The following is a 21,042-nucleotide window of genomic DNA, read 5'->3' as shown; positions in this document are numbered from 1 at the left end:
GTATACCGGCCGGCCGTGCCGGTGTCAGCCGACGCGCAGCAGCTCGGTCATCTCGGGCAGGTCGAAGAACTGCGCGCACTCGATGGCCGACGGGTTGCCGTGTGCCGGGTCCGCGCCGGCGGCGAGCAGCGCGCGGACCGCATCGGCGCTGCTGCGGAAGACCGCCGCGGCCAACGCGGTCTGACCCCGGTCGTTGGCCCGGGAGTGGTCGGCGCCGCGACTGAGCAGGGCGGCCACCGTGTCCGGGTGGGCGTGGTACGCGGCCAGGATGAGCAGCGTGTCGCCCTTGTCGTTGGTGAGGTTGACCGGCAGGCCGGCGTCGACCTGTGCGGCCAGTTCCTCGGTGGAGCCGGCTCGGGCCAGGTCGAACATCCGGTGCGCGAACGCCAGCGTCTCGGCGTCGAGGTCCTCGGTCACCGAACCAGGATAGGGCGTGCCTCCCGGTCTCGCCGGGACGAGATCCAGGAGGCCCGCACCGGCCCTGATAGGTTGCTCGGCCGGCGCGCTGGGGGAGGGTCCGATGGGTGAGACGGTGTACGTGGGCAACGCGGGCGTCGACGGTGCCACCAACGCGGGTTGGCTGCTCGGACACTTCGCGCCGCCGGGGGAGATCCGGCACAGCGCCGACGTCGAGGTGAAGTGGGGCGTGCATCCGCCCGGGCAGGCCCGGTCCCGGTGGGCGACCGGGGAGGTGCGGACCACTCTGCTCGTCCTCGTCGAGGGGTGTTTCCGGGTGGAGCTGCCGGACCGGACGGTGCGGCTGGCCGCGCCCGGCGACTACGTGGTGTGGGCCCGTGGGGTGGACCATTCCTGGTTCGCCGCGCGGGACTCGGTGGTGTTGACCGTGCGCTGGCCGTCGCTGCCGGGTTATCGGGCGGACCCGCCCGTACTGCGCTGATCGGCCCGGTGCGGACGACTCGCGTCCCAACAGACGGAATTACCTACTAAACCTATAGGCTTTGCCGTCTAGAGTACGAGGGCAGCCCGCCGAACGACCCGCGAGGAACCGCCATGACGCACCACCGGAGCCCGACCTGCTCACCGTTGCCGCCGGGTGGGCCGACCCGGCGGGCTGGCCGGTCGCCTTGTGCTTCGACCCCGCCGAGCGCTGGTACGCCCGCCTCGCCGTCAGCGACGAGCACGAGGTGTGGGCGCTCAGCTGGCTGCCGGGGCAGGGCACCGACCTGCACGATCACGGCGGCTCCTCCGGAGCGTTCCGGGTGGTCGGTGGCGTGCTCACCGAGGAGACGGTCGCCGCCGGCCGACTGCGCCCCCGACTGCTTCCCGCCGGCGCAGGTCGCCGCTTCGGCCCCCGACACGTGCACCAGGTGACCAACCGGGGCTCGGTGCCGGCGGTCAGCGTGCACGTCTACCGGCCGGCGCTGCTGCGGATGACCCGCTACCACCTTTTGGACGGGCGGCTACGGGTCGCCGAGGTCGCCGAGGCCGGCCGGTCCTAGTAGGCCGCGCGCACCGAGATCCCCTGTCACCGGAAGGAACCGAGAATGCAACTAGCCGCCGAGCCCTGTCCCGCTCCCGTGCCGCCGCCGGGCTCCCGGGGCATCGACGAGATCCTGGCCGCCGCGCGGGCCCGACTGCACCGACTGGAGCCGGAGCGGGCCCACCTCGCGTACCGGACGGGAACGCTGCTGGTCGACATCCGCCCGGCCGCGCAGCGCGCCGCGCACGGCGTGGTGCCGGGCTCGCTCATCGTCGAGCGCAACGTGCTGGAGTGGCGCTTCGACCCACGCTGCCCGGCCCGGCTGCCGCAGGCCGTCGACTACGACATACCGGTGATGATCCTCTGCCAGGAGGGCTACACCTCGTCACTGGCCGCCGCCGCGCTGCAGGACCTCGGCCTGCATCGGGCCACCGATGTGGTCGGTGGGTTCGCGGCCTGGCGGATCGCCGGCCTGCCGGCCCTCGGCCCCATCCCCCTGCACCATCGCTCGCCCCTCGCGTCCCCGGTCAACGCCGGGTGGGCGCGCCACTGACCGTCACGCCACACCCGGCGTGGCGGGCGTACCGCCACTGGAGGCACCATGTCCGTCGTCGCCATCCCGACCCGCCGCCACCCAGGGTTGCGCCCGGCCCGACCGCGCACCGGCCCGACCCTGACCATCACCCTCGACCTCGCCCCGGGCCCGCTGAGCCCTCGGCTGGCCCGGTTGGTGCAACTACTCGGCGAACTGGCCGAATCGGGAGAGGGTCAACTGCGTGCCGGGCAGGACGGAGCGTCGGCGCCGGGGCCGGCCGCGCGCCCCGCCTCCGCCGAGCCGGACCACATTCGCATCCTGGCCGGCTCGCGGATGGTCCGCCAAGGTGGTCGGGTCATCCCGCTGACCCGCATCGAGTACGAGCTGCTGCTGTTCCTCGCCGAGCGGCCCCGCCGGGTCTTCACCCGCCTGCAACTGCTCTCCAGCGTCTGGGGCTACGAGCACGCGGTGGCCCGGACCGTGGACGTGCACGTCCGCCGGCTGCGCGCCAAGCTGACCGGCGTCGAGGTGGTCACCACCGTCTACGGGGTCGGTTACCGGCTGGCCGACGAGGCCCCGATCACCGTGGATCACCGCAGCTGAGCCCTGGTCCGGCGGCGATGTGACCGGCCTGATGGACCGGTCGGGGACCCCCGTATCGGGGCATCTCGACGACTCTGCTGTAATCATCAGGCCTCGTACGCAGAGCGAGCATCTGGCTCCGATGTGTTCGTCAATTGTCACATTCATGCAACGCAGCCGCCTCTTGACCCTCGCCCAGGCGCCGGGAAGCATCGATGAAGCGGCGTCCCGGGCCGTGGGGAGATACCCGGACCAGCCCAAGGAGGACCATGTCGGTCAGCCCTGCCTCGTCGCGCGCCGGATGGCATACGTCCCAACCCGCGGTGCCCGGTCGACCTCCGGGCGGCCAGCGTCGCCCGGCGCACACCGCCGCTCCCGTGCTCACCGTGACGCTGTCCATTCCGCTGGCCTGTGAGGAGTCGCTGACCCCGGCGGCGCGTCGGCTGCTGGAGGCCGCCCGGGAGATGCTGGAGCGGGGCGAAGGCGTGATCATCGGCTCGGTTCCGGCCGAACGCCGCCCCGACCAGGCGCCCGCCGGCCGGTCACCGGCCCGCCCGCTCAGCTCGACAATTCCCGCCCTGCACATCCTCGCCTCGTCGCGCTCGGTGCTGCGCGACGACGAGCCGCTGCCGCTGACCCGACTGGAATTCGACCTGCTGCTGCACCTGGTCGCCCACCCACGCCGGGTGTTCACCCGGCTGCAACTGCTCAACGCCGTCTGGGGCTACGAGCACGCCGGTGTGCGGACCGTCGACGTGCACGTGCGTCGGTTGCGCGGCAAGGTCGGCGTGGACGTCCCACTGGTCACCACCGTCTACGGCGTGGGCTACCGGCTGGCCGACGACGCCCGGGTCACCATCGACCGCACCGGCTGACCAGCGTCACCCGCTCACCCGACCCGGGGCAGGATGGTCCGGTGCGTATCCGCCCCATCTCGCCCGACCTGCTCGTCACCGAGTTGACCGGCCGGCTGGCCGACGCGGCGGCCCGCGTCGCGACCGCCACCGCCGGGCCCGCGCGGCTGCGGGTGGCGGTGGACGGCGCTCCCGCCGCCGGCGTCGACGAACTGGCCGCCGCGCTGGTCGACCCGCTGCGCGCCCAGGGCCGCCCGGTGCTGCACGTCCGCGCCGCCGACTTCCTTCGCCCCGCGTCGCTGCGCTTCGAGTTGGGGCGCACCAACCCGGACTCCTTCTACGAGGGCTGGGTCGACGAGGCCGGGCTGCGCCGCGAGGTGCTCGACCCGGCCGGCCCGGGTGGCAGCGGCCGGCTCCTCCCGTCGCTCTGGGACGCCGACGCCGACCGGGCCAGCCGCGCCGGCTACGTCGACCTGGCACCCGGTGGCGTCGTCCTGGTCAGCGGTTCGCTGCTGCTCGGTGGAGGTCTGCCCTTCGACGTCACCGTCCACCTGGAGCTGTCCCCGGCGGCGCTGCGCCGGCGTACCGAACCGGCACAGCTTTGGGCGCTGCCGGCCTTCGACCGGTACGCCGAGGAGGTCGTCCCGGCGAGCTTCGCCGACGTGGTGGTACGGGCCGACGACCCCCGCCGACCCGCGCTCGTGGAGCCCGGCGAGGACGGCTGACCCGCACCGAAAATTTGTCGGTTTGCGCGGCTGATCCGGCGGGTACTCGCCCGGCTCACAGAGCGCGGGTGATCGCCCGCGTACCGAACGCGACCGTGACCGGGGCCCCGCGCCGCCGGCACCCGGTTCACCTTGAGCCACAGGCCCAGGAAAGGCAGGCAGCGATGCTCGTCCACGACACGGTCGGTGCGACCCGGTCCCAGACGGAGATCGATCAGATCCGGCAGTCCCTCCAGGCGCGCTACGACGAGCTGACCGAGGAGTACGACCAGGCCGTGCTCCAGAGCCAGGTGCTGCGGCTGGTGGAGGTCGGCGACACCGCCGGCGACGACCAGGCCGACAGTGGCACCAAGACGGCCGAGCGGGACACCGCCCAGTCCCTGTTGCGCACCATCCTCGACCGCCGCGCCCAGTACGAGCACGCCCTCGGCCGGTTGGCGGAGGGCACCTACGGCTGGTGTGAGGGCTGCTCGGCGGCGATCCCGGTGGAGCGGCTGGAAATCTTCCCGTCCGCCACCACGTGCGTGACGTGCAAGCAAAACCGCGAGCGGCGGGCGGCCTGAGCGAGGCCAGCGGTTGCCGGTCGGTCCGCGACGCGATGGACTTCAGCCATGGGTGACATCCTGGTGGGCACCGCGTCCTGGACCGACCGCACGCTGCTGGACTCGGGGTGGTATCCGCAGACCGCGGACACCCCGGAGAAGCGGCTGGCCTACTACGCCCGGAAGTTCCCGCTGGTCGAAGTGGACGCCACCTACTACTCGCCGCCGGCCGAGGCGACCGCGCGGCTGTGGGCCGAGCGCACCCCGGCCGGCTTCACCTTCAACATCAAGGCGTTCAGCCTGTTGACCGGGCATCCGACCCGGGTGAGCGCCCTCTACAAGGACCTGCGCCCGGAGACCGACAAGAAGAACGTCTACCCCGACGACCTGCCCGCGCAGTCGTACGAGGAAGTGTGGACGCGCTTCCTGTCCGCCCTGGACCCGCTGGTCGAGGCGGGCAAGCTGGGCGCGCTGCTGTTCCAGTTCCCGCCCTGGTTCACCATCAAGCGGGCCAACAAGCAGTACCTGCTGGAGGTGGCGAAGCGCTGCGCGCCGCTGCGCCCGGTGTTCGAGTTCCGGCACGCCTCCTGGTTCGACGGCGACAACGCCGACGAGACCCTGACCTTCCTGCGCGAGCACCACCTGCCGTACGTCTGCGTGGACATGCCGCAGGGCCACCGCTCGTCGCTGCCCCCGGTGCTGGCCGCCACCGCGGACCTCGCGGTCATGCGTTTCCACGGCCACAGCGACAAGTGGACCAGCAAGGACATTCACGAGAAGTTCGGCTACCACTACTCCAAGCGGGAACTGGCCGACTGGGCACCGAAGCTGCGGGAGTTGGCCGACGAGGCCGGGCAGACCCACGTACTCATGAACAACTGCTACCGCGACTACGCCCAGACCAACGCCGCGACGCTCATTGGCTTGCTGAACAGGTAAGATGTACCGATCCGCCGTGCTGGGAGTGTGGCATGTCGCTCCTGGTTCCGATAAACGCGCGCCTCATGATTTCACGGCCGCGACAGCCGCACCCGGATTTGCTGTCCGGGCACGGCGGGGCGTCGCCGCTACGGCACGACGCCGCCGGTGGGCCTGTGGTGTGTCGCAGGCGGCGGGGAAGCGTGACGGGTGGGCACACCGGCAGTACCGTCGGTGATGGTGGCCCGTCGGTGTAGAAGTCGGCGGTGCCGCTGCCCAGTCCTCTACCTGGGGTGGCAGTATGACTGAACCGTCGTTTCCTGGCCGGATGCTCGAGCTCCGCAGAGAGCGAGGCTTGTCTCTGCGCGACTTGGCCAGGCTCACCTACCACGGGAAGACGTACCTGCACGAGCTGGAGACCGGAGTGAAGGTGCCCACCCCGCAGGCCGCCCAACGCGTCGATGATGCTCTCCAAGCCGGCGGTGAGCTGGCCGCGCTCGCCGCCGTGCGTCCGGGTATCCGACGCCGCGAGTTCGTCGCCGCTGCCGGACTGGCCGCTGCTCTTCCGCACACCGTGCTCGCCCACGGCCGCCACGTCGGCAAGGCCTTTCCCGGCCGGCTCGCTGATCGCACTGCACGGCTTCGCCGGCTCGACAACTACCTCGGCGGCGCCGACACCCAGCCGCTGTACACCGCTGAGGTTGCTTCCACGACACGACTGATTCAGGACGGTTCTTACAGCGAGGCCACCGGCCGGCAACTGCTGGCCATTCTTGCCGAACAGGCGCAGTTGGCCGGGTGGGCCGCGTTCGACGCTGGTGACCATTCGGACGCCGAGCGGCTCTACCGGGTCAGCCTCGCGGCAGCCCGCGACGCCGAGGACCAGGCGCTCACGGGCAACGGACTGGCGTTCCTGGCCTATCAGCAGCTCGCCAGCGGTGGCAAGGCGGCCGATACCGCCAGCGCGGCCTGCGACGCTGCTGGTACCACCGCTACGCCGGGAGTGCGGGCACTTCTGCATCTGCGGGCCGCGTGGGCATTTGCTGTCACGGGTGACGCGATGGCGGCGGACCGGCACCTCGGCATCGGCATGACCTTCCTCGTTGGGCATGATGACCGGCCCGAGCCGGATTGGGTGTACTGGGTCGATCGCCTCGAAGGCGAGATCATGACGGGTCGATGCTGGACGGTACTTCACCGGCCGATCCGCGCGATTCCCGTACTGGAGCGAGCTCTGGGCACCTATTGCGACACGCAGGCCCGCGACAAGGCGCTCTACCTGTCGTGGCTTGCCGACGCCTACCTCGACGCGAACGAGATCGAGCAGGCCTGTCAAGCGGCCGGTAGCGCCGTCCGCCTTGCCAGCGGCGTCGGCTCCATCCGCCCGGGCCAACGCCTCGACGCGTTCCTGCACCGCCTGGAGCCGCACGCCGCGATGCCTTGCGTCGTCGAGCTGCAGGCCCTAGCGGCCGCCGCGTCTACCCGTCCTCGACTGAGCGGCTCAACCACGTCAGGTACTCCGTAGAACCCTGCACGATAGGCACTGCGCTGAGTTGCGGGTTCGTCCAAGGATGCTCATCAAGAACGAACCGCTCTAGCTGCGCGTACCGCTCTGCTGTCGTGTAGAGCAGCACCTGCCACTCTTCGCCCGAACCCTGCTCCCCGTGGTGCCAGAACACGCTCGTGACCGGCCCGATGACTTGCGCGCTGGCGGCGAGCCGAGCGCCGACCGCCCCTTCAGCAAGTCGCACGCCGACGTCGCGCGTCTCGGTGGCCGTTGACACCTGCAGGTAGTCGCTCACCCGCCACACCCTAGCGGCGTTGCTGTCCGCGGACAGCGAGGACAACCAGCGGACACTGCCAGCCTGGATCACCCCGGCTGCCGCCGAGATGCTATCTGCACAGGCAGGGCGCGAGGCCCCGGCGAACGATTCTCTGATCGAGGCCCGGCCGCGTCCGCGAGTGGAGGGAGCAGATCCCGATGGACACCATCGTCGAGCTGTGGCGGCTGCTGTGGCACCGACCGGGGCCCCAACGGCAGGCACCGATGCCCCCCGACAACGGCCAGCGCATCCAGGAACGCGAGCAGGCTGCAGCCCAGCAGCGGGTGTTCGCGTTGGCTCGGCAGCGGCGGGCCGAGCACCTGTACGACGGGCTGAACCGGTGACCGCCAGGACGATGCCTGCCCCGGGCACGTGCCTGTCGGTGCGGGCCGGCGAGTGGCAGATCGCGCCTGGGCAGCCCGGCCACACCTGCCACGACATTCGGATCGTGTCCGTCCACGACTCCCATGACCCCGCCTGGGCCTGGGTGTGCGGACACGGGCTGGAGTGCGCATGGGAGTCCTCCGACTGCACGAAGCCGTGGTGCTGGGAGCTGCTGGTCAAGGTCGACGTCCTGGCCGCGACCGCCGCGGGTGACCGGCGGTGACGGCCGACGCCCTGGTCCGGTTGGCGGCACGGTGGCGGCAGACCCTCGTCGAGCACCAAGGTGTGAAGGGCCGCTGCCCGCGTTGCCGGACCGCCGCCCGGTGCTGGGAATGGGCGGAAGCGTTCGGCCAACTCACCGTCCATGACCTGCTACTCCCCGAGTAAGCCGCATCGATGACCGGCCGTACCCGACGGCCGGCTGAGAGAAGGAGATACATCGTGGACCAGCTCAACTTCGTACGGCCCGAGAAATGCGACAACTCCGGCTCGAACTGCTTGGAGGTCGCCATCGACAGGGACCGCAGCCGGATCCTCCGGAACTCGCAGCGCCCGGAGACGCAGATCGTCGTCGATGAGGACGAGTGGTTGGCGTTCGTCGATTCCGTCCGCGCGGGCCAGACCTTCTGACCGATGGAACACGAGGGGTCGGCTCCCAATTCGGGGCCGGCGCCCCAGCCGCGCCCGTCGAAGTGTCTCGGCTGCATGACCCGGATCTTCGTCCCGAAGCACACCTGCGGCGGCGACCGTATCCCGAGCGACGAACTCGGCTGGTACTGCGACTGCCCGGAGCCGGAGTGCCGGCTGCGGCAGCGGGGCATCTGGCCGACCGACCCGGGGGCCGGTCGATCCCGGCGGCGCCGGGCTGTGGGAACTGATGACTTCGTCGCGGGGGTGTAGGAGTTCCGGCGACTTGGCGGCGACGCCGAGGGCGAGGACCAGGCGCGGTTCGGTGGTAAGCAGGTCGCTAACGCCCAAACAGACAACTGCTACCGCGACCACGACCCTGGGCGGGCTCCTCGGCACGGACTGATCCGGCGTTCCCGCCTCACCCGATCGGGGTGAGGCCGCCTCACCCGACCCGGGAGCAGGGTGGACGCGGTGGGTACGGCCGTCCGTGGACGGTCGACGCCGGAGACGACACGGAGGTGACGGGGATGACGGTTCGACTGGTGACGGATCGACGGCGCGGTGCCGTCCTGCACGTGGTCGGCACGGCCGACAACGCCCGGCGCGCCCCGCAGGGCAGCCCGGTGCGGGCGCGCCGTGGCCCGGTGGGGCCGCCACGGCGCGCCGACGACCGACGGTGGGACACCACGGAACGGGGGTCGACCGATGGCTGACTCGATGATCTCGGCGTTCGAGTCCTCGCTGGACAAGACGAACCTCATTCTCAAGGACATCGAAAACGCCTACGGCTGGCCGAAGGAGCGACGCAACCAGTCGTACGCGGCCCTGCGCACCGTGCTGCACCTGCTGCGCGACCGGCTGCCGGTGGACGAGAGCGTGGAGTTCGCCCAACAGTTGCCGGTGCTGGTCCGGGGGATCTACTTCGACGGTTGGGTGCCGTCCGACGTACCGATCAAGCTCAACCGCGACGACTTCCTCTACGAAGTGCGGCAGGGCTTCCCGTACGACGTGGAGGGCGGCCCGGAGCGGGTGACGCAGGTGGTGTTGGACACGTTGCGCCGACACGTCACCCAGGGCGAGTGGCAGGACGTGAAGGACACCATGCCCAAGGATCTCGCCATGATGTTGCCGTGACGGCCTGACGCCGTGAGCCCGCCCGACCGCCGTCGGGCGGGCTCAGTCGTCGGAGGCGTCCGCCTCGGCGGCGCTCGGTACCCGCGACACCGGATGCCCGGCCCGTCGGGCCAGCGCGGCGAACGCGACGGCATCCACGATCGCGGCGCCGCCCGGGTCGTTGTTGAAATACACGTACGCCGGCTCGTCCGCGCCGAAGGCGTCGGTCAGCCGCCCCAACCAGGAGCGCAGCGCGGCACGACCGTAGCGGGGCCAGGGCCGCGCCCGACCCTCGTGCAGCCGCAGGTACCCGAAGTCGGTGGTGCGCCAGTGCGGCGCGACCGGGCGGCCCAGCCGGTCCGCCCAGACCAGCGACGCCCGACGCCGCTCCAGCACCGCCCGGGTGGCGTCGGTCCACCAGGAGGGGTGCCGGGGCTCCACCGCGACCCGCACGTCGGCCGGAAACAGGCGCAGCGTCGCGTCCAGCGCCTCGACGTCCGAGCGCAGGTTCGGCGGGAGTTGCAGCAGCACCGGGCCGAGCCGGTCGCCGAGCGCGGTGGCGCGACCGAGGAACCGGGCCACCGGCTCGGCCGGGTCACGTAGCCGCTTGATGTGGGTGAGGTAGCGGCTCATCTTCACCGCCACGCAGAAGTCCGCCGGGGTCCGTGCCCGCCAGGCGGCGAAGGTGTCCCGCTCGGGCAGCCGGTAGAAGGCGTTGTTGACCTCGACCGTGGCGAACCCGGCGGCGAAGTGCTCCAGCCAGAGTCGCTGCGGCAGCCGTTGCGGGTAGAAGCGGCCGCGCCAGTCCCGGTACTGCCAGCCGGATGTGCCCACCAGGATCACCACCCCATCCTGGCACTGACCCCGCCGCGAGTGAACCGCCCGTGTCGCCCCGGTTCGGCGTCTACGGTGAGGGTTAGAGAAGATCGCGCGTGGGGTACCACCCGCAGCATGACGGACCCCGGCGCTACGGCGGGGCGGCACACCCGAGGGAGTACCGATGGCACTCAACGATGACGACATGCAGACCACCGGCGGCGGCGGCGCGGAGGGCCCGGCCGACGGTGGTGCCACTCCGGGTCAGTACGACGGTGGCGCCGATGGCGGCGCGGAGGGTCCCGCCGACGGTGGTGCCACTCCGGGTCAGCACGACGGTGGCGCGGACGGCAGTGCGGAGGGTCCCGCTGACGGTGGTGCCACTCCGGGTCAGCACGACGGTGGCGCGGACGGCAGCGCGGAGGGTCCCGCCGACGGTGGTGCCACCCCGGGCCAGCAGGACGGTGGCGCTGACGGCAGCGCCCGGTAGTAGCGGCACGCCATGACGTACCTCGACCCGCCGGGCGGCCATCACCGCCCGGCGGTTTCGTCCCCGGCTGCCGCCGCGGCGCTGGCCCGCTGCGTCTCGGTGGAACCGGCCAAGTTCGCCGCGGCGCACTGGGGACACACGCCGCTGCTGTCCCGCGCCGCCGACCTGCCCGACCCGGCCGGCTTCACCGACCTGCTCAGCCCCGCCGACGCCGACGAGCTGCTGAGCCGGCGGGGTCTGCGTACCCCGTTCCTGCGCGTCGCCAAGGACGGCCAGTTGGTCGCCGCGTCGCGCTGGACTGGCGGCGGCGGCGCGGGCGCCGAGATCGGCGACCAGGTGCTCGACGAGCGGGTCCTGGAGCAGTACGCCTCCGGCGCCACCCTGGTGTTGCAGGGTCTGCACCGGATCTGGCCGCCGCTCGTCGACTTCGCCCGTGACCTGGGCCTCGCGCTCAACCAGCCACTGCAGGTCAACGCCTATCTGACCCCGGCCGGCAGCCAGGGGTTCGCCACCCACTACGACACCCACGACGTGTTCGTGCTCCAGGTCGACGGCCGCAAGCACTGGCGGATCCACCCGCCGGTGCTGCCCGACCCGCTGGAGAAGCAACCGTGGGGTGGGCGCGCCGACGAGGTCGGGGCCACGGCGCAGGGCCCGGCCGCGCTGGACGTGGTGCTCGCCCCCGGCGACGCCCTCTACCTGCCCCGGGGTTGGCTGCACAGCGCGCAGGCGCAGGACGCCAGCTCGCTGCACCTGACCGTGGGCATCCGCGCGCTCACCCGCTACGCCCTGGTCGAGGAGTTGCTGGCGCTGGCCGCCGAGGACCAGCGGCTGCGGGCCACCCTGCCGTTCGGCACCGACGTCGCCGACCCGGACGCCATCGAGCCGGAGCTGACCGAGACCGTGGAGGCCCTGCGGGACTGGCTGCTGCGCGCCGACCCGAGCGCGGTCGCCGCGCGGCTGCGACAGCGCGCCTGGCCGGCCGCCCGCCCGGCGCCGATCCGACCACTCGCCCAGGCTGACGCGCTGGCCACCCTGGACGCCGACTCCCGGGTCGCCCTGCGGCCCGGCCTGCGCTGGCAGTTGGTGCCGCACGGGTCGGACACGGTGGCGATCCGGCTGTTCGACCGCACCATCACCCTGCCGTCGAGCTGCGAGCCGGCCGCACGCGCCCTGCTCACCGGCACCGTCACCCGGGTTGGTGACCTGCCCGGCCTGCCCGACGACGCCGACCGGGTCACCCTGGCCCGCCGGCTGCTCCGCGAGGCCGTGTTGGTCCCGGCCTGACCGGCAAATGCTCGACCGCTCCCGACCGGACGGGCGGGTCGCTGATCGACTCGGTTTTCAGGAAGTCGCGGTGTCCGGAGGGCGGGGACAGCGCGGTTTCCAGAAAGCCGAGTCGATCACGCCGCCGCCCGCCCGGCGGGAGGGCCAAACCGGCGCGCGCCGCCCGACGCGCGTCGCCCGGCGCGGGCCGGCGGGCGCGGGCCGCCGCATGCGGGGGTCAGCGGCCGAGGATGAGCAGCAGCGCCGTGGTCAGCAGACCCGCGCCGATCACCACGGTGATCGGTCGGGGGCCGAGCACCGCGTGCCGGCGATCGGCCAGCACCCGGGCCGGCACCAGGCCGACCAGGGGCCCGAGCAGCGTCACCACCAGCGCCAGCACCGGCAGTCCGACCGCCAGGTCGCCGCCGTAGCCGGCGCCGAGCGCACGGGCGCCGGCACCCAGCGCGTACGCCAGCACACCGCCGGCCACTCCACAGAGCGCCAACAGCGGGTTGACCGAGCCCGGCAGCTCACCCGGCTGCCCGGCCCGGTCGAGCAGGTCGCGGGCCTTGGCGAGCAGCGGCACCGGATCGGTGGCACCGGTGCCGTTCGTCGGGGCGGGCGGGCCGCCGAGACGGCGGGCACCGAGGCGCGAGCGGACCTGCTGCCACAGGTGAGCCACCTCGGCGTCGACCCGTTCCTGCTGCTCACGGGCGGCGACCAGCTCCTCCTCGGCGCTCTGGAGCTGCTCGGCCGCGTCGGCGACGGCCCGCTCGGCGGCGGCGCACTGCCGCTCGTGCCAGGTGTGCGCCTCGGCGCGCTGCTCGCGCACCCGCGCGGTCAGGTCGGCCAGCCGTCGCAGCTGCGCGGCGTACGTCTCGCTGGTCACCGGTTCGTTCATCGCGAGGGTCCATACGGAATGATCACCTGTCCGGTGCGGTGGACCGCCCGGTCGAAGAAGAGCCCCCGCCAGGGACGGGGATACCAGTCCGGGCCGCCGGTGCCCGGGTAGAGCGAGGAGCCCAGCTCGCCGCCGTGCGCGTCCAGGGCGACCCAGGCGCCGATCTGGTCCGTGCGGGCGGCCGGCCCACCAAGGTCGGCGCGCATCCGGGCGACGCCCCGCCACCAGGCCAGCACGTGCGTCCGTCGTTCCGGCCCGTCGTGCAGGATCCGGCGCAGCTGCTCCAGGCCGGTCCGCCGTCCCGCGCGGGCGGCCAGCGCGCCCGCTGCCGCGTCGACCGCGAACAGCAGCAGATAATGCGGGCTGCCCGGACCGCTGAGCCCGTCGGCCGTCTCGGCCATCAGCTCACCGACGGTCTCCTCGTCGTACCAGGCGGCGTCGTCGGCCAGGTCGTCGTAGAGGGCGCGGGCGATCGGATCGGCGTCCGGGTCGAGGCAGGCGATGGAGAACCGCGCGGTGCCCGGCGGGTGCTGGCGGGCCAGCGACCGGGCCGCCGCGTCCAGCACCGCGCACGCCTCGTCGACACGGGTGCCCAGCACCGCGAGGTTGCGGCCCGGGGCGCGCGGCAGCCGCAGCGCCGCCGAGCGGGACTGCACGTCGATGATCTCGCCGAGCAGCGCCACCGGGTTGCGCGGCGCGGTGCCGTCCGGCGGCGCGGCGAGCGCCCGGAAGTCCGGGGCGTCCGCCAGCTGGGGGATCGCGTCGCCGTCGAAGAGCCGGGCGGGTGCCGCGTCGGCGGGGCGCATCCGCCACAGCCGGTGCTGCAACCCGCTCCAGGTCTCCCAGTCGCTGGCCGACGGGATGCGGGCGACCTCGTTGCCCTCCACCATGCCCGACTCGGCGTTGACCACCGCGTGCCAGCGCGGCAGCGACTGCGCGGCGTCGTTGCGCTCGGCCAGGATGCGCAGCGCCTTGGGCAACGCGATACGCAGGGTGAACTGGGCGACCAGCGCGGGGCGGCCCCACAACGCCTCGATGCCCCGCACGTCCTGGGAGGCGAGGACCAGGTGGATGCCCTGGGAGCGGCCGCGCCGGGCCAGGTCCTCCAGCAGGTCGGCCGCCTCCCGGGCGACCACGTCCCGGCCGGCCAGCAGCATCTGGAACTCGTCCACCACCGCGACGATCCGGGGCCAGTGCCCGGTCGGGTCGACCGCCCGCAGCTCGGCCAGCTTGGTCACCTCGTGTTTCTTGGCCGCGTCGGCGCGCCGGCGCAGCTCCTCGGCCAGGAAGCGCAGCAGCGCCAACCCGAACTCCCGGTCGGTGTTGACGTTGATGCCGACCAGGCGCATGTGCGGCAGCCAACTCGGGTCGCGCCGGCCCTGCGCGAACCGTGCGAAGGAGACCCCCTCCTTGAAATCCAGCAGGTAGAACTCCAGCTCGGCGGGGGAGTAGCGGGCCGCCAGGGCCCCGATCCACGCGAAGATCAGGTTGGTCTTGCCGGTGCCGGACGGCCCGCCGATCAGCGCGTGCGGCGGATAGTCGCCCAGCGTCAACCGCACGGGCCGGCCGTGCGGACCCTCACCGATCGGCGCGGTCAGCCCGTCGGCGGAGTCCTCCCGCCACATCAGCTCCGGCGGCGGCAGCAGGTCGGTGAAGGGGGTCGGCGGCGGGCCCGCGTTCACCCGGGCGGCGACGTCCCGGCAGGTCTCGGTGACCAGCGTCGCCGGCGGCGGTGGGTCGAGCCGGACCGGCAGCCCGGCCGACCCGCCGATCCGCGCGCCGGACACCCCGGCCACCACCCGGGTCACCGTCGGATCCTCCGGCACCGGCACACCGTGCACCACCAGGTGTACGCCGCAGGCCGCGCCGGCGCGCACCACCCGGTCCAGTTGCCCGCGCTCGTGCCGGTTCAGCTCCTCGCCGCCGAGCAGCACCGCCACCCGCCACGGCTCGGGTCGTCGACCGGTCGCCGCCGCCAGCTCGCGCAGCGACGCGTACTCGCCGGCGAGGACCGTCTCGTTGATCCGGCGGATCTGCTCCACCAGGTCGTCCAGCAGCGGGCTCAGCCCGCCGGGGCCGACGAAGGTGAGTAGCCCCGCCGTGCCCAGCGGGGCGAACCCGGCCAGGCCGCCACCGAGCTGATCCGGGTCGTACCCGATCAGGCGTACCGCCCCGGGGTCGGCGCGGCCGACGGCCCGCAGCAGCAAGGCGGAGACCACCGCGTCGCAGCCGGCGCGGTCGTCTCCGGAGAGGTGGACGTGCCCGGCGTCGAGGAGCGGCACCAGCGCGGGCACCGGGTCGACGCCGTCGATCCGGACCGTGCCGACCCGCAGCGCGCCGGGCGGCTCGGCCCGCCGGGCGGGCGTCGGCGCCCACCCCGCCCAGTCGGCCCCCGCGCAGCCGGGCGCCTCCTGACGGGCCGCGTCGGCGGCCCGCCGGGCCAACTCGGCGATCCGGGTGGAGTAGCGGGCATCGATCTCGGCGATACGGCGGTCCCGTTGGGCGCCCACCCGCTGCGGTACGGCCGCTGCCGCCCGCTGGACCCGGGCCAGGCGTTCCCGCCCGGCGGTCAGGTCGGCCTGCGCCGCGGACAGCCGGGTACGGGTGGCGCCCAACGCCTCGGCGAGGGTGTCGCGGACCCGGCTGGCCAGCTGACCGCGCCGGTCAGCCATCGGAGCCCCGACGCGTCGGCGCGTCCCGCCAGGGGCTGCCCGAGCGTGCGGGCAGCCCGCCGGAGCGCGGTGGAAGGCCACCCGAACGCGGCGGCAGACCACCGGAGCGCTGCGCACCGGCGGTGCCCGGCCGCTGAACCGCGCCGCCGGCGCGGGGAACCGCGCCCGCCGGCCGCCCGGTCCCGCCCGGCTGCACCGCGCCCGCCGTTTGTCCGGCCCGCGCCGGCTGCCCCGCGTCGCCTCGCTGCCCCGCGCCGGCCGGCTCTCTCGCGCCCGCCGGCTCTCTCGCGCCCGCCGGTTCTCTCGCGCCGCCGGCCGGCAGGTCCCGGCCGAGGCGGGCGAGCAGCAACCCGGTCGCCACGCCGGCGGTCACCGCGGAGTCGGCGGCGTGCGGTGGCTCCCCGGACGCGCGCGGCGGCGGCATCCGGCACACCCGGGTCAGCAGCGTCTCCAGCACCGGCGGTGGCAGCCCGGGCAGCAGGTCGCGGACGCGCCCGTCCAACTCACCGCGCAGCCGCCCGAGGTCGGTGGCGCGAGGCGGGTGCCCCAGCAGCTCACCGGCCAACTCGCGCAGCAGCGGTGGCGCCAGCGCTGCCATGCCCAGCCCCACGTCGGCCGGGGCCCGGCGCAGCTCCGTGCGGAGCCGGTCCCGGTCGCCGGAGCGGACACCACCCACCACCCGGCGCAGCAACTCCTGGGAGTCGTCCACCCGCTCGTCGGGTTCGTCGTCGGTGCCCGCTCGCCCGCCGGTCAGCTCGGCCACCCGCACCGACCACCAGCGGCGCATGCGCACCTGCTCAGCCGGCTCCGGTGCCACGGCGGTCGGCCCGGCGTCGGGCGGCGTGTCGTGTCGGGGAGCGCGTTGCTCACCGCGAGGAGCCGGGGCGCCGTCCGCGCCGAGCCCGATCGCCGTCAGGTACGCCGACAGCTGTTCCTGTGCCACCCGCAGCGCGTAGCCGGCGCTCTCGGCGTGCTCGGTGGCGGCGGACAGCTCGGGCACCCCCATCGGGTTGGCCGACTCCTGTCGTACCCAGCGCAGCCGCTCCGCGGCCAGGCCGAACTTCTCCAGCGCCTGCCCGAGCAGGGCCACCGGGAACTCCTCGGTGGCGGCACGGACCTGCCCGCCGACATCCTCGATGATGGACATGGCGGCCTACAGGGTGGAGACGTAGAGCTGCGCCTGCTCCACCGCGACAAGTGTCGCGGCGAGGCAGTCCTCCAGCTCCTGACTGGCCTGGGTCAGCGACGCCTGGGCCGCCTCCACGGTCTCGTGCCCGCTGCCCTCCAGCGCCCCGGCCAGGGTCTGCTGTGCCTCGGACAGTTTCTCGCCGGCCGCCTGCACGGCTGTCTGCCCGTCCCCGATCTGTTGGAGGGCGACATCGATGGCAGCCTTCAGCTCGGCGACGCTCGCCACGGCGGAACCTCCTGGGGGCGGGGAGATCTCCATTAGAGCCTATCGCCGGTCGCGAAAGAACATCCGCCCTGTCGGTGTTCCTGCCCGCCTGTCCGGTAGGCCCTCGGAAGTGCCGGGAGTCCGATCTGTGGGAGTCCCAGTGCGAGAATTCCTCAGTTGCTGGTCGGGGTCTCGCGGAGCCAGCGCGGGCCGTACACCTCGGCGCCCAGCGCCGTCACCCGCCCCCGCAACTCCCGGTCGGCGGTGATCACCAGCCGGCGACGCCGTGGCGCGCCCTCCACCAGCTCGACCACCGTGTCGTCGCCGGAACCGGCCGCGGAGACCACCCGCACGCCGTCGGTGCCCGGCACGTCCCGTGCGGCCCCCTCCACCACCAGGACCACCTCCACCGGGGCGGTCAGGCGGGCCGGCAACCCGACGGTCGCCACCGGGGCGAGCGAGTCGCGCAGCCGGGCCGCGGCCCCAGCCCGGTCGCGCCACCACCCGTTCGGGCGGGAGCCCACCACGTTGGCGCCATCCACGATCAGCAGCGGGGTCTCATCCATCCCGTCAGCCTGCCACCAACGACCCGTCCCGGCCCGACGCCACTCCCGACCTGCCGGTGCCCCGCCGGCTGCGGCGTTTGTCGGGGCGCGCGCCGGGTAGCCCCTGCCGACCGTGCCGAGCCCTACTGCGGAGGACAGACATGATGGGACCCGGTGACATCGGCTCCGACCCGTGGGACGAATTCCTGGCCAGGTACTTCGGCCGGGGCGAGGGAGGGCGCCGACCGCCGCACCGGGTCGACATCACCCGACTGATGACGGCCGACGCTCGGGAGATGCTGGCCGACGCGGCCCGGCGGGCCGCGCAACGGCAGAGCAGCGACCTGGACACCGACCACCTGCTCTGGGCGGCGCTGCAACGCGAACAACTACGGGACCTGGTACGCCGGGCCGGCGCCGACCCGGACACCCTGCTCAACGCCCTCGGCGGCAAGGGCGACGGCGCGCCACGCGGGGAGGTGCCGCCGAACCTGTCGTTGACCCCGGCCGCCAAGCGGGCGCTGCTCGACGCCCACCAGCTGTCCCGGGCGATGGGCGCGAACTACATCGGCCCCGAGCACATCCTGATGGCGTTGCCGCTCAACCCGGAATCGCCGGCCGGGCGGATGCTGGCCGCCGGCCGGATCCAACCCGAGTCGTTGCAGGCCGCCAACGCCGAGCGCGGGCCGATGACCGGGCCGAAGCCGGACCGGGGCACCCCCACCCTGGACCAGTACGGGCAGGACCTCACCGACCTGGCCCGCAACGATCAGATCGACCCGGTGATCGGGCGGGCCGACGAGATCGAGCAGGCCGTGGAGATCCTGTCCCGGCGTACCAAGAACAACCCGGTGCTGATCGGCGAGGCCGGCGTCGGCAAGACCGCCATCGTCGAGGGGCTGGCCGAACGGATCTGCGACGGCGACGTACCGCAGACCCTGCTCGGCAAGAGGGTCGTCCAACTCGACCTGGCCGGCCTGGTCGCCGGCACCCGGTACCGGGGCGACTTCGAGGAACGGCTGAAGAAGGTGATCGACGAGATCCGGGCGCACCGGGACGAGCTAATCATCTTCATGGACGAAATCCACACCCTGGTCGGGGCCGGTGGCGCCGGCAGCGAGGGCGGGATGGACGCGTCCAACATGCTCAAACCCGCCCTCGCCCGAGGCGAGCTGCGGGTGATCGGCGCGACGACGCTGGACGAGTACCGCAAGAGCATCGAGAAGGACGCCGCCCTGGCCCGACGCTTCCAGCCGGTGCTGGTGCCCGAGCCCAGCGTCGACGACACCATCGCCATCCTGCGCGGGCTGCGCGACCGCTACGAGGCCCACCACCAGGTGCGTTTCACCGACGAGGCGCTGGTCGCCGCCGCTGAGCTGTCCGACCGGTACGTCACCGACCGGTTCCTGCCGGACAAGGCGATCGACCTCATCGACCAGGCCGGTGCCCGGGTGCGGTTGCGCACCCGTACGCCCGCGTCCGACGTGCGGGAGCTGGAGCAGGAACTCGACGAGGTACGCCGGGACAAGGAACAGGCCGTCACCGACGAGCAGTACGAGCGGGCCTCCGCGCTGCGCGACCGGATCGCCGAGCTGGAGGCGGACATCCGGCGCGCGAACGGCGAGAACGGCTCGTCCAGCTCCCAGGTGCCCGAGGTGGGCCCGCAGGAGATCGCCGAGGTGGTCTCCCGGGCCACCGGCATCCCGGTCAGCCAGCTCACCGAGGAGGAACGCGACCGGCTGCTGCGTCTGGAGGGCCACCTGCACCAGAAGGTGGTCGGTCAGGACGACGCGGTCACCGCGGTCGCCGAGGCCGTCCGTCGCTCCCGGGCCGGGTTGGCCGACCCGGAGCGGCCGATGGGCAGCTTCCTGTTCCTAGGCCCGACCGGCGTCGGCAAGACCGAGCTGGCGCGGGCGCTGGCCGAGGCGTTGTTCGGCGAGGCGGACCGGATGGTCCGGGTGGACATGAGCGAGTTCCAGGAGCGGCACACGGTCAGCCGGCTGGTCGGCGCGCCGCCCGGATACGTCGGCTACGAGGAGGCCGGCCAGCTCACCGAGGCGGTGCGTCGCCGACCGTACGCGGTGGTGCTGCTCGACGAGATCGAGAAGGCCCACCCGGACGTGTTCAACATCCTGCTCCAGGTGCTCGACGACGGGCGGCTCACCGACAGCCAGGGGCGGACGGTGAACTTCAAGAACACCGTCCTGATCATGACGAGCAACCTCGGCTCCGAGCTGATCACCGGTACCCAGCGTGCGGTGGGCTTCGGCACCGGCGCTCCGGGCAGCGACCAGGAGAACGACGAGCTGCGCGAACGGTTGATGCGTCGACTCCAGGAGAACTTCCGACCGGAGTTCCTCAACCGCATCGACGAGGTGATCATCTTCCGCCGGCTGGAGGCCGAGCAGTTGCGCGACATCACCGCGTTGCTGCTGGAGGAGACCCGTCGCCGCATGCACGCCCAGGATCTCCAGGTGGAGTTCACCACCGCCGGCATCGACTGGCTCGCCGAACACGGCTACCAGCCGGAGTTCGGCGCCCGCCCACTGCGCCGGGTGATCCAGCGGGAGGTGGACAACCACCTGTCCCGAATGCTGCTGGAGTCGGCGATCTCGCCGGGGCAGAAGGTCACGGTGGACGCGCGTGACGGCGCGCTCACCTTCGACGTGACCGCGGGCGAGCGGGGGTACACCGCCGCCACGACCACACACCCGCGATGAGTGGGCCGGCGCGAAGGGACGAACACGAGGACCCGCACGAGCCCGCGGAGTCCGCGAAACCCCGGGACGAGGACGACCATCCCGGCCCGATCCTGGCGCCGCCCACCGCGAACCCCCGCCGCACCCGGGTGCCCGCCGAGGGCCTGCATCCGAAGACCGACCAGGACGACCCGGAGACGTCCGGGCCACCACCCGGAGAGGAGACCTGATGGTACGCGAAGCGCGGCTCGACCCCGAGGTGGAAGTGCTCTGGGAGGACTTCCACGCCGAGGTCAACGTCCCGTCGGAGCAGCTGCGGACCTGGCTGCTGACCCGGGGTTCCGGGGAGGAGTCGTTCGGCCCGAACCCGAATCTCGACCTGCCCCAACCGGGACGGGAGATCCTCAAGGTGCTCAACAAGCGCAAGGTGGACCTCACCCCGGAGGACATCGAGGTGATGCGGGAGGCGGTCGAGCGGATCCGCGAGCTGATGGACGCCAAGCCCTCGCGCGGCAACGCCGACGACACCTGGCGGCACTCGCTGCTGGACCTGGGCCACGACCCGCTCGTCGAACGCTGAGCGAGGCCACCCGCGGCGGGGGGGGGCGGCCCCCCGGGGGCCCCCCCCCCCGGGGGGGGGGGGCCCCGGGGGGGGGGCGGCGGGCGGCGGGGGAGAACCGCCCCCGCCGCGGGGGGGGCCCGGGGCCCCGGGG

General features: G+C 73.1%; 28 protein-coding genes. 20 read left to right on the top strand and 8 right to left on the bottom strand.

Going from position 1 to position 21,042, the window contains the following annotated elements:
* Window positions 1-24 precede the first annotated feature (24 nt).
* Window positions 25-372 carry an ankyrin repeat domain-containing protein gene (locus ACIBF8_RS19805; protein WP_396784906.1) on the bottom strand — a complete coding sequence of 116 codons (348 nt, stop codon included), beginning with the start codon at window positions 370-372 and terminating at the stop codon, window positions 25-27.
* Between the two features lie 148 nt (window positions 373-520).
* Here ACIBF8_RS19805 and ACIBF8_RS19800 point away from each other — a divergent pair, with 148 nt between their 5' ends.
* The 9 genes from ACIBF8_RS19800 to ACIBF8_RS19760 all read left to right on the top strand — a co-directional run bounded on the left by ACIBF8_RS19800 (window position 521) and on the right by ACIBF8_RS19760 (window position 7,122).
* Entirely contained in the window at window positions 521-898 is a 378-nt protein-coding gene (locus ACIBF8_RS19800; RefSeq protein ID WP_396784654.1) for a signal peptidase I, read from the top strand.
* Window positions 899-1,034: 136 nt separating this feature from the next.
* Window positions 1,035-1,460, top strand: a complete 426-nt coding sequence (locus ACIBF8_RS19795; RefSeq protein ID WP_396784905.1) for a cysteine dioxygenase — start codon at window positions 1,035-1,037, stop codon at window positions 1,458-1,460.
* 45 nt (window positions 1,461-1,505) lie between these two features.
* On the top strand, window positions 1,506-1,994 hold the full coding sequence (locus ACIBF8_RS19790; protein WP_396784652.1) for a rhodanese-like domain-containing protein: 489 nt from the start codon (window positions 1,506-1,508) through the stop codon (window positions 1,992-1,994).
* Window positions 1,995-2,042: 48 nt separating this feature from the next.
* Entirely contained in the window at window positions 2,043-2,579 is a 537-nt protein-coding gene (locus ACIBF8_RS19785) for a winged helix-turn-helix domain-containing protein (protein WP_396784650.1), read from the top strand.
* Window positions 2,580-2,827: 248 nt separating this feature from the next.
* The gene (locus ACIBF8_RS19780) at window positions 2,828-3,433 is read left to right on the top strand and encodes a winged helix-turn-helix domain-containing protein (RefSeq protein ID WP_396784648.1); all 606 of its coding nucleotides are present in this window, start codon (window positions 2,828-2,830) and stop codon (window positions 3,431-3,433) included.
* A 41-nt stretch (window positions 3,434-3,474) separates the two neighbouring features.
* Window positions 3,475-4,137 (top strand): uridine kinase, encoded by a 663-nt coding sequence (locus ACIBF8_RS19775; protein ID WP_396784646.1) that lies wholly within the window; start codon window positions 3,475-3,477, stop codon window positions 4,135-4,137.
* 164 nt (window positions 4,138-4,301) lie between these two features.
* Window positions 4,302-4,700 (top strand): TraR/DksA family transcriptional regulator, encoded by a 399-nt coding sequence (locus ACIBF8_RS19770; protein ID WP_396784645.1) that lies wholly within the window; start codon window positions 4,302-4,304, stop codon window positions 4,698-4,700.
* Between the two features lie 48 nt (window positions 4,701-4,748).
* Window positions 4,749-5,618, top strand: coding sequence for a DUF72 domain-containing protein (locus tag ACIBF8_RS19765; RefSeq protein WP_396784644.1), 870 nt, complete (start codon window positions 4,749-4,751; stop codon window positions 5,616-5,618).
* A 280-nt stretch (window positions 5,619-5,898) separates the two neighbouring features.
* Window positions 5,899-7,122: a helix-turn-helix domain-containing protein gene (locus ACIBF8_RS19760; protein WP_396784642.1), complete on the top strand. Its 1,224-nt coding sequence runs from the start codon at window positions 5,899-5,901 to the stop codon at window positions 7,120-7,122.
* Here the strand turns inward: ACIBF8_RS19760 and cutA are convergent.
* Window positions 7,076-7,408 carry a divalent-cation tolerance protein CutA gene (cutA, locus tag ACIBF8_RS19755; RefSeq protein WP_396784903.1) on the bottom strand — a complete coding sequence of 111 codons (333 nt, stop codon included), beginning with the start codon at window positions 7,406-7,408 and terminating at the stop codon, window positions 7,076-7,078. The genes ACIBF8_RS19760 and cutA overlap by 47 nt on opposite strands.
* Window positions 7,409-7,578: 170 nt before the next feature.
* On the opposite strand from cutA, the gene ACIBF8_RS19750 reads away from it, so the two are divergent.
* The 6 genes from ACIBF8_RS19750 to ACIBF8_RS19725 all read left to right on the top strand — a co-directional run bounded on the left by ACIBF8_RS19750 (window position 7,579) and on the right by ACIBF8_RS19725 (window position 9,568).
* Window positions 7,579-7,764 carry a hypothetical protein gene (locus tag ACIBF8_RS19750; RefSeq protein WP_396784641.1) on the top strand — a complete coding sequence of 62 codons (186 nt, stop codon included), beginning with the start codon at window positions 7,579-7,581 and terminating at the stop codon, window positions 7,762-7,764.
* Between the two features lie 104 nt (window positions 7,765-7,868).
* Window positions 7,869-8,027, top strand: coding sequence for a hypothetical protein (locus ACIBF8_RS19745; RefSeq protein ID WP_396784639.1), 159 nt, complete (start codon window positions 7,869-7,871; stop codon window positions 8,025-8,027).
* A complete protein-coding gene (locus ACIBF8_RS19740) occupies window positions 8,024-8,191 on the top strand; it encodes a hypothetical protein (RefSeq protein ID WP_396784638.1) in 168 nt (55 codons plus the stop codon). The genes ACIBF8_RS19745 and ACIBF8_RS19740 overlap by 4 nt, the downstream gene beginning before the upstream one ends.
* 54 nt (window positions 8,192-8,245) lie before the next feature.
* Window positions 8,246-8,434 (top strand): DUF397 domain-containing protein, encoded by a 189-nt coding sequence (locus ACIBF8_RS19735; protein WP_396784636.1) that lies wholly within the window; start codon window positions 8,246-8,248, stop codon window positions 8,432-8,434.
* A gap of 527 nt (window positions 8,435-8,961) precedes the next feature.
* Window positions 8,962-9,147 carry a hypothetical protein gene (locus ACIBF8_RS19730; RefSeq protein ID WP_112587444.1) on the top strand — a complete coding sequence of 62 codons (186 nt, stop codon included), beginning with the start codon at window positions 8,962-8,964 and terminating at the stop codon, window positions 9,145-9,147.
* Window positions 9,140-9,568 (top strand): DUF2267 domain-containing protein, encoded by a 429-nt coding sequence (locus ACIBF8_RS19725; protein WP_396784635.1) that lies wholly within the window; start codon window positions 9,140-9,142, stop codon window positions 9,566-9,568. Before ACIBF8_RS19730 ends, ACIBF8_RS19725 begins: the two co-directional genes overlap by 8 nt.
* A gap of 42 nt (window positions 9,569-9,610) precedes the next feature.
* Here the strand turns inward: ACIBF8_RS19725 and ACIBF8_RS19720 are convergent, their stop codons facing one another.
* The gene (locus tag ACIBF8_RS19720) at window positions 9,611-10,390 is read right to left on the bottom strand and encodes a DUF72 domain-containing protein (protein ID WP_396784632.1); all 780 of its coding nucleotides are present in this window, start codon (window positions 10,388-10,390) and stop codon (window positions 9,611-9,613) included.
* Window positions 10,391-10,547: 157 nt separating this feature from the next.
* Between ACIBF8_RS19720 and ACIBF8_RS19715 the strand changes: the two genes are divergently transcribed.
* Entirely contained in the window at window positions 10,548-10,853 is a 306-nt protein-coding gene (locus tag ACIBF8_RS19715) for a hypothetical protein (protein ID WP_396784630.1), read from the top strand.
* Window positions 10,854-10,865: 12 nt separating this feature from the next.
* A complete protein-coding gene (locus ACIBF8_RS19710; RefSeq protein WP_396784629.1) occupies window positions 10,866-12,140 on the top strand; it encodes a cupin domain-containing protein in 1,275 nt (424 codons plus the stop codon).
* A 217-nt stretch (window positions 12,141-12,357) separates the two neighbouring features.
* Here the strand turns inward: ACIBF8_RS19710 and ACIBF8_RS19705 are convergent, their stop codons facing one another.
* The 5 genes from ACIBF8_RS19705 to ACIBF8_RS19685 form a co-directional block, all read right to left on the bottom strand.
* Entirely contained in the window at window positions 12,358-13,020 is a 663-nt protein-coding gene (locus ACIBF8_RS19705; protein WP_396784628.1) for a hypothetical protein, read from the bottom strand.
* Entirely contained in the window at window positions 13,017-15,692 is a 2,676-nt protein-coding gene (locus ACIBF8_RS19700) for an FtsK/SpoIIIE domain-containing protein (protein ID WP_396784626.1), read from the bottom strand. Before ACIBF8_RS19700 ends, ACIBF8_RS19705 begins: the two co-directional genes overlap by 4 nt.
* Window positions 15,685-16,839: a hypothetical protein gene (locus tag ACIBF8_RS19695; RefSeq protein ID WP_396784625.1), complete on the bottom strand. Its 1,155-nt coding sequence runs from the start codon at window positions 16,837-16,839 to the stop codon at window positions 15,685-15,687. The genes ACIBF8_RS19700 and ACIBF8_RS19695 overlap by 8 nt, the downstream gene beginning before the upstream one ends.
* 6 nt (window positions 16,840-16,845) lie before the next feature.
* Entirely contained in the window at window positions 16,846-17,106 is a 261-nt protein-coding gene (locus ACIBF8_RS19690; RefSeq protein WP_030490934.1) for a hypothetical protein, read from the bottom strand.
* A gap of 152 nt (window positions 17,107-17,258) precedes the next feature.
* Window positions 17,259-17,651, bottom strand: coding sequence for a hypothetical protein (locus ACIBF8_RS19685; protein WP_396784624.1), 393 nt, complete (start codon window positions 17,649-17,651; stop codon window positions 17,259-17,261).
* A gap of 140 nt (window positions 17,652-17,791) precedes the next feature.
* Here ACIBF8_RS19685 and ACIBF8_RS19680 point away from each other — a divergent pair, with 140 nt between their 5' ends.
* From ACIBF8_RS19680 to ACIBF8_RS19670, 3 genes are read left to right on the top strand one after another with little or no spacing between them, the layout of a single operon-like run.
* Window positions 17,792-20,350 (top strand): ATP-dependent Clp protease ATP-binding subunit, encoded by a 2,559-nt coding sequence (locus ACIBF8_RS19680; protein ID WP_396784623.1) that lies wholly within the window; start codon window positions 17,792-17,794, stop codon window positions 20,348-20,350.
* Window positions 20,347-20,559 (top strand): hypothetical protein, encoded by a 213-nt coding sequence (locus ACIBF8_RS19675; RefSeq protein ID WP_396784622.1) that lies wholly within the window; start codon window positions 20,347-20,349, stop codon window positions 20,557-20,559. Before ACIBF8_RS19680 ends, ACIBF8_RS19675 begins: the two co-directional genes overlap by 4 nt.
* A complete protein-coding gene (locus ACIBF8_RS19670) occupies window positions 20,559-20,909 on the top strand; it encodes a DUF3140 domain-containing protein (RefSeq protein ID WP_396784621.1) in 351 nt (116 codons plus the stop codon). The genes ACIBF8_RS19675 and ACIBF8_RS19670 overlap by 1 nt, the downstream gene beginning before the upstream one ends.
* Window positions 20,910-21,042 lie beyond the last annotated feature (133 nt).

Origin of the sequence: Micromonospora sp. NPDC050276 (assembly GCF_044459545.1) — a bacterium.
In the GTDB taxonomy this organism is placed as follows: Bacteria; Actinomycetota; Actinomycetes; order Mycobacteriales; family Micromonosporaceae; genus Micromonospora.
The sequence above is the reverse complement of the archived record's forward strand: the minus strand, read 5'-3'. Positions and strand labels throughout refer to the sequence as shown.

Excerpts from the sequence above, each read along its gene's own strand:
- ACIBF8_RS19675 (WP_396784622.1), top strand. The coding sequence starts at position 20,347 with ATGAGTGGGCCGGCGCGAAGGGACGAACACGAGGACCCGCACGAGCCC.
- ACIBF8_RS19770 (WP_396784645.1), top strand. The coding sequence starts at position 4,302 with ATGCTCGTCCACGACACGGTCGGTGCGACCCGGTCCCAGACGGAGATC.
- ACIBF8_RS19705 (WP_396784628.1), bottom strand. The coding sequence starts at position 13,020 with ATGAACGAACCGGTGACCAGCGAGACGTACGCCGCGCAGCTGCGACGG.
- ACIBF8_RS19685 (WP_396784624.1), bottom strand. The coding sequence starts at position 17,651 with ATGGATGAGACCCCGCTGCTGATCGTGGATGGCGCCAACGTGGTGGGC.
- ACIBF8_RS19730 (WP_112587444.1), top strand. The coding sequence starts at position 8,962 with ATGACGGTTCGACTGGTGACGGATCGACGGCGCGGTGCCGTCCTGCAC.
- ACIBF8_RS19695 (WP_396784625.1), bottom strand. The coding sequence starts at position 16,839 with ATGTCCATCATCGAGGATGTCGGCGGGCAGGTCCGTGCCGCCACCGAG.
- ACIBF8_RS19805 (WP_396784906.1), bottom strand. The coding sequence starts at position 372 with ATGTTCGACCTGGCCCGAGCCGGCTCCACCGAGGAACTGGCCGCACAG.
- ACIBF8_RS19710 (WP_396784629.1), top strand. The coding sequence starts at position 10,866 with ATGACGTACCTCGACCCGCCGGGCGGCCATCACCGCCCGGCGGTTTCG.
- ACIBF8_RS19670 (WP_396784621.1), top strand. The coding sequence starts at position 20,559 with ATGGTACGCGAAGCGCGGCTCGACCCCGAGGTGGAAGTGCTCTGGGAG.
- ACIBF8_RS19700 (WP_396784626.1), bottom strand. The coding sequence starts at position 15,692 with ATGGCTGACCGGCGCGGTCAGCTGGCCAGCCGGGTCCGCGACACCCTC.
- ACIBF8_RS19760 (WP_396784642.1), top strand. The coding sequence starts at position 5,899 with ATGACTGAACCGTCGTTTCCTGGCCGGATGCTCGAGCTCCGCAGAGAG.
- ACIBF8_RS19780 (WP_396784648.1), top strand. The coding sequence starts at position 2,828 with ATGTCGGTCAGCCCTGCCTCGTCGCGCGCCGGATGGCATACGTCCCAA.
- ACIBF8_RS19800 (WP_396784654.1), top strand. The coding sequence starts at position 521 with ATGGGTGAGACGGTGTACGTGGGCAACGCGGGCGTCGACGGTGCCACC.
- ACIBF8_RS19750 (WP_396784641.1), top strand. The coding sequence starts at position 7,579 with ATGGACACCATCGTCGAGCTGTGGCGGCTGCTGTGGCACCGACCGGGG.
- ACIBF8_RS19765 (WP_396784644.1), top strand. The coding sequence starts at position 4,749 with ATGGGTGACATCCTGGTGGGCACCGCGTCCTGGACCGACCGCACGCTG.
- ACIBF8_RS19680 (WP_396784623.1), top strand. The coding sequence starts at position 17,792 with ATGATGGGACCCGGTGACATCGGCTCCGACCCGTGGGACGAATTCCTG.
- ACIBF8_RS19725 (WP_396784635.1), top strand. The coding sequence starts at position 9,140 with ATGGCTGACTCGATGATCTCGGCGTTCGAGTCCTCGCTGGACAAGACG.
- ACIBF8_RS19715 (WP_396784630.1), top strand. The coding sequence starts at position 10,548 with ATGGCACTCAACGATGACGACATGCAGACCACCGGCGGCGGCGGCGCG.
- ACIBF8_RS19785 (WP_396784650.1), top strand. The coding sequence starts at position 2,043 with ATGTCCGTCGTCGCCATCCCGACCCGCCGCCACCCAGGGTTGCGCCCG.
- ACIBF8_RS19790 (WP_396784652.1), top strand. The coding sequence starts at position 1,506 with ATGCAACTAGCCGCCGAGCCCTGTCCCGCTCCCGTGCCGCCGCCGGGC.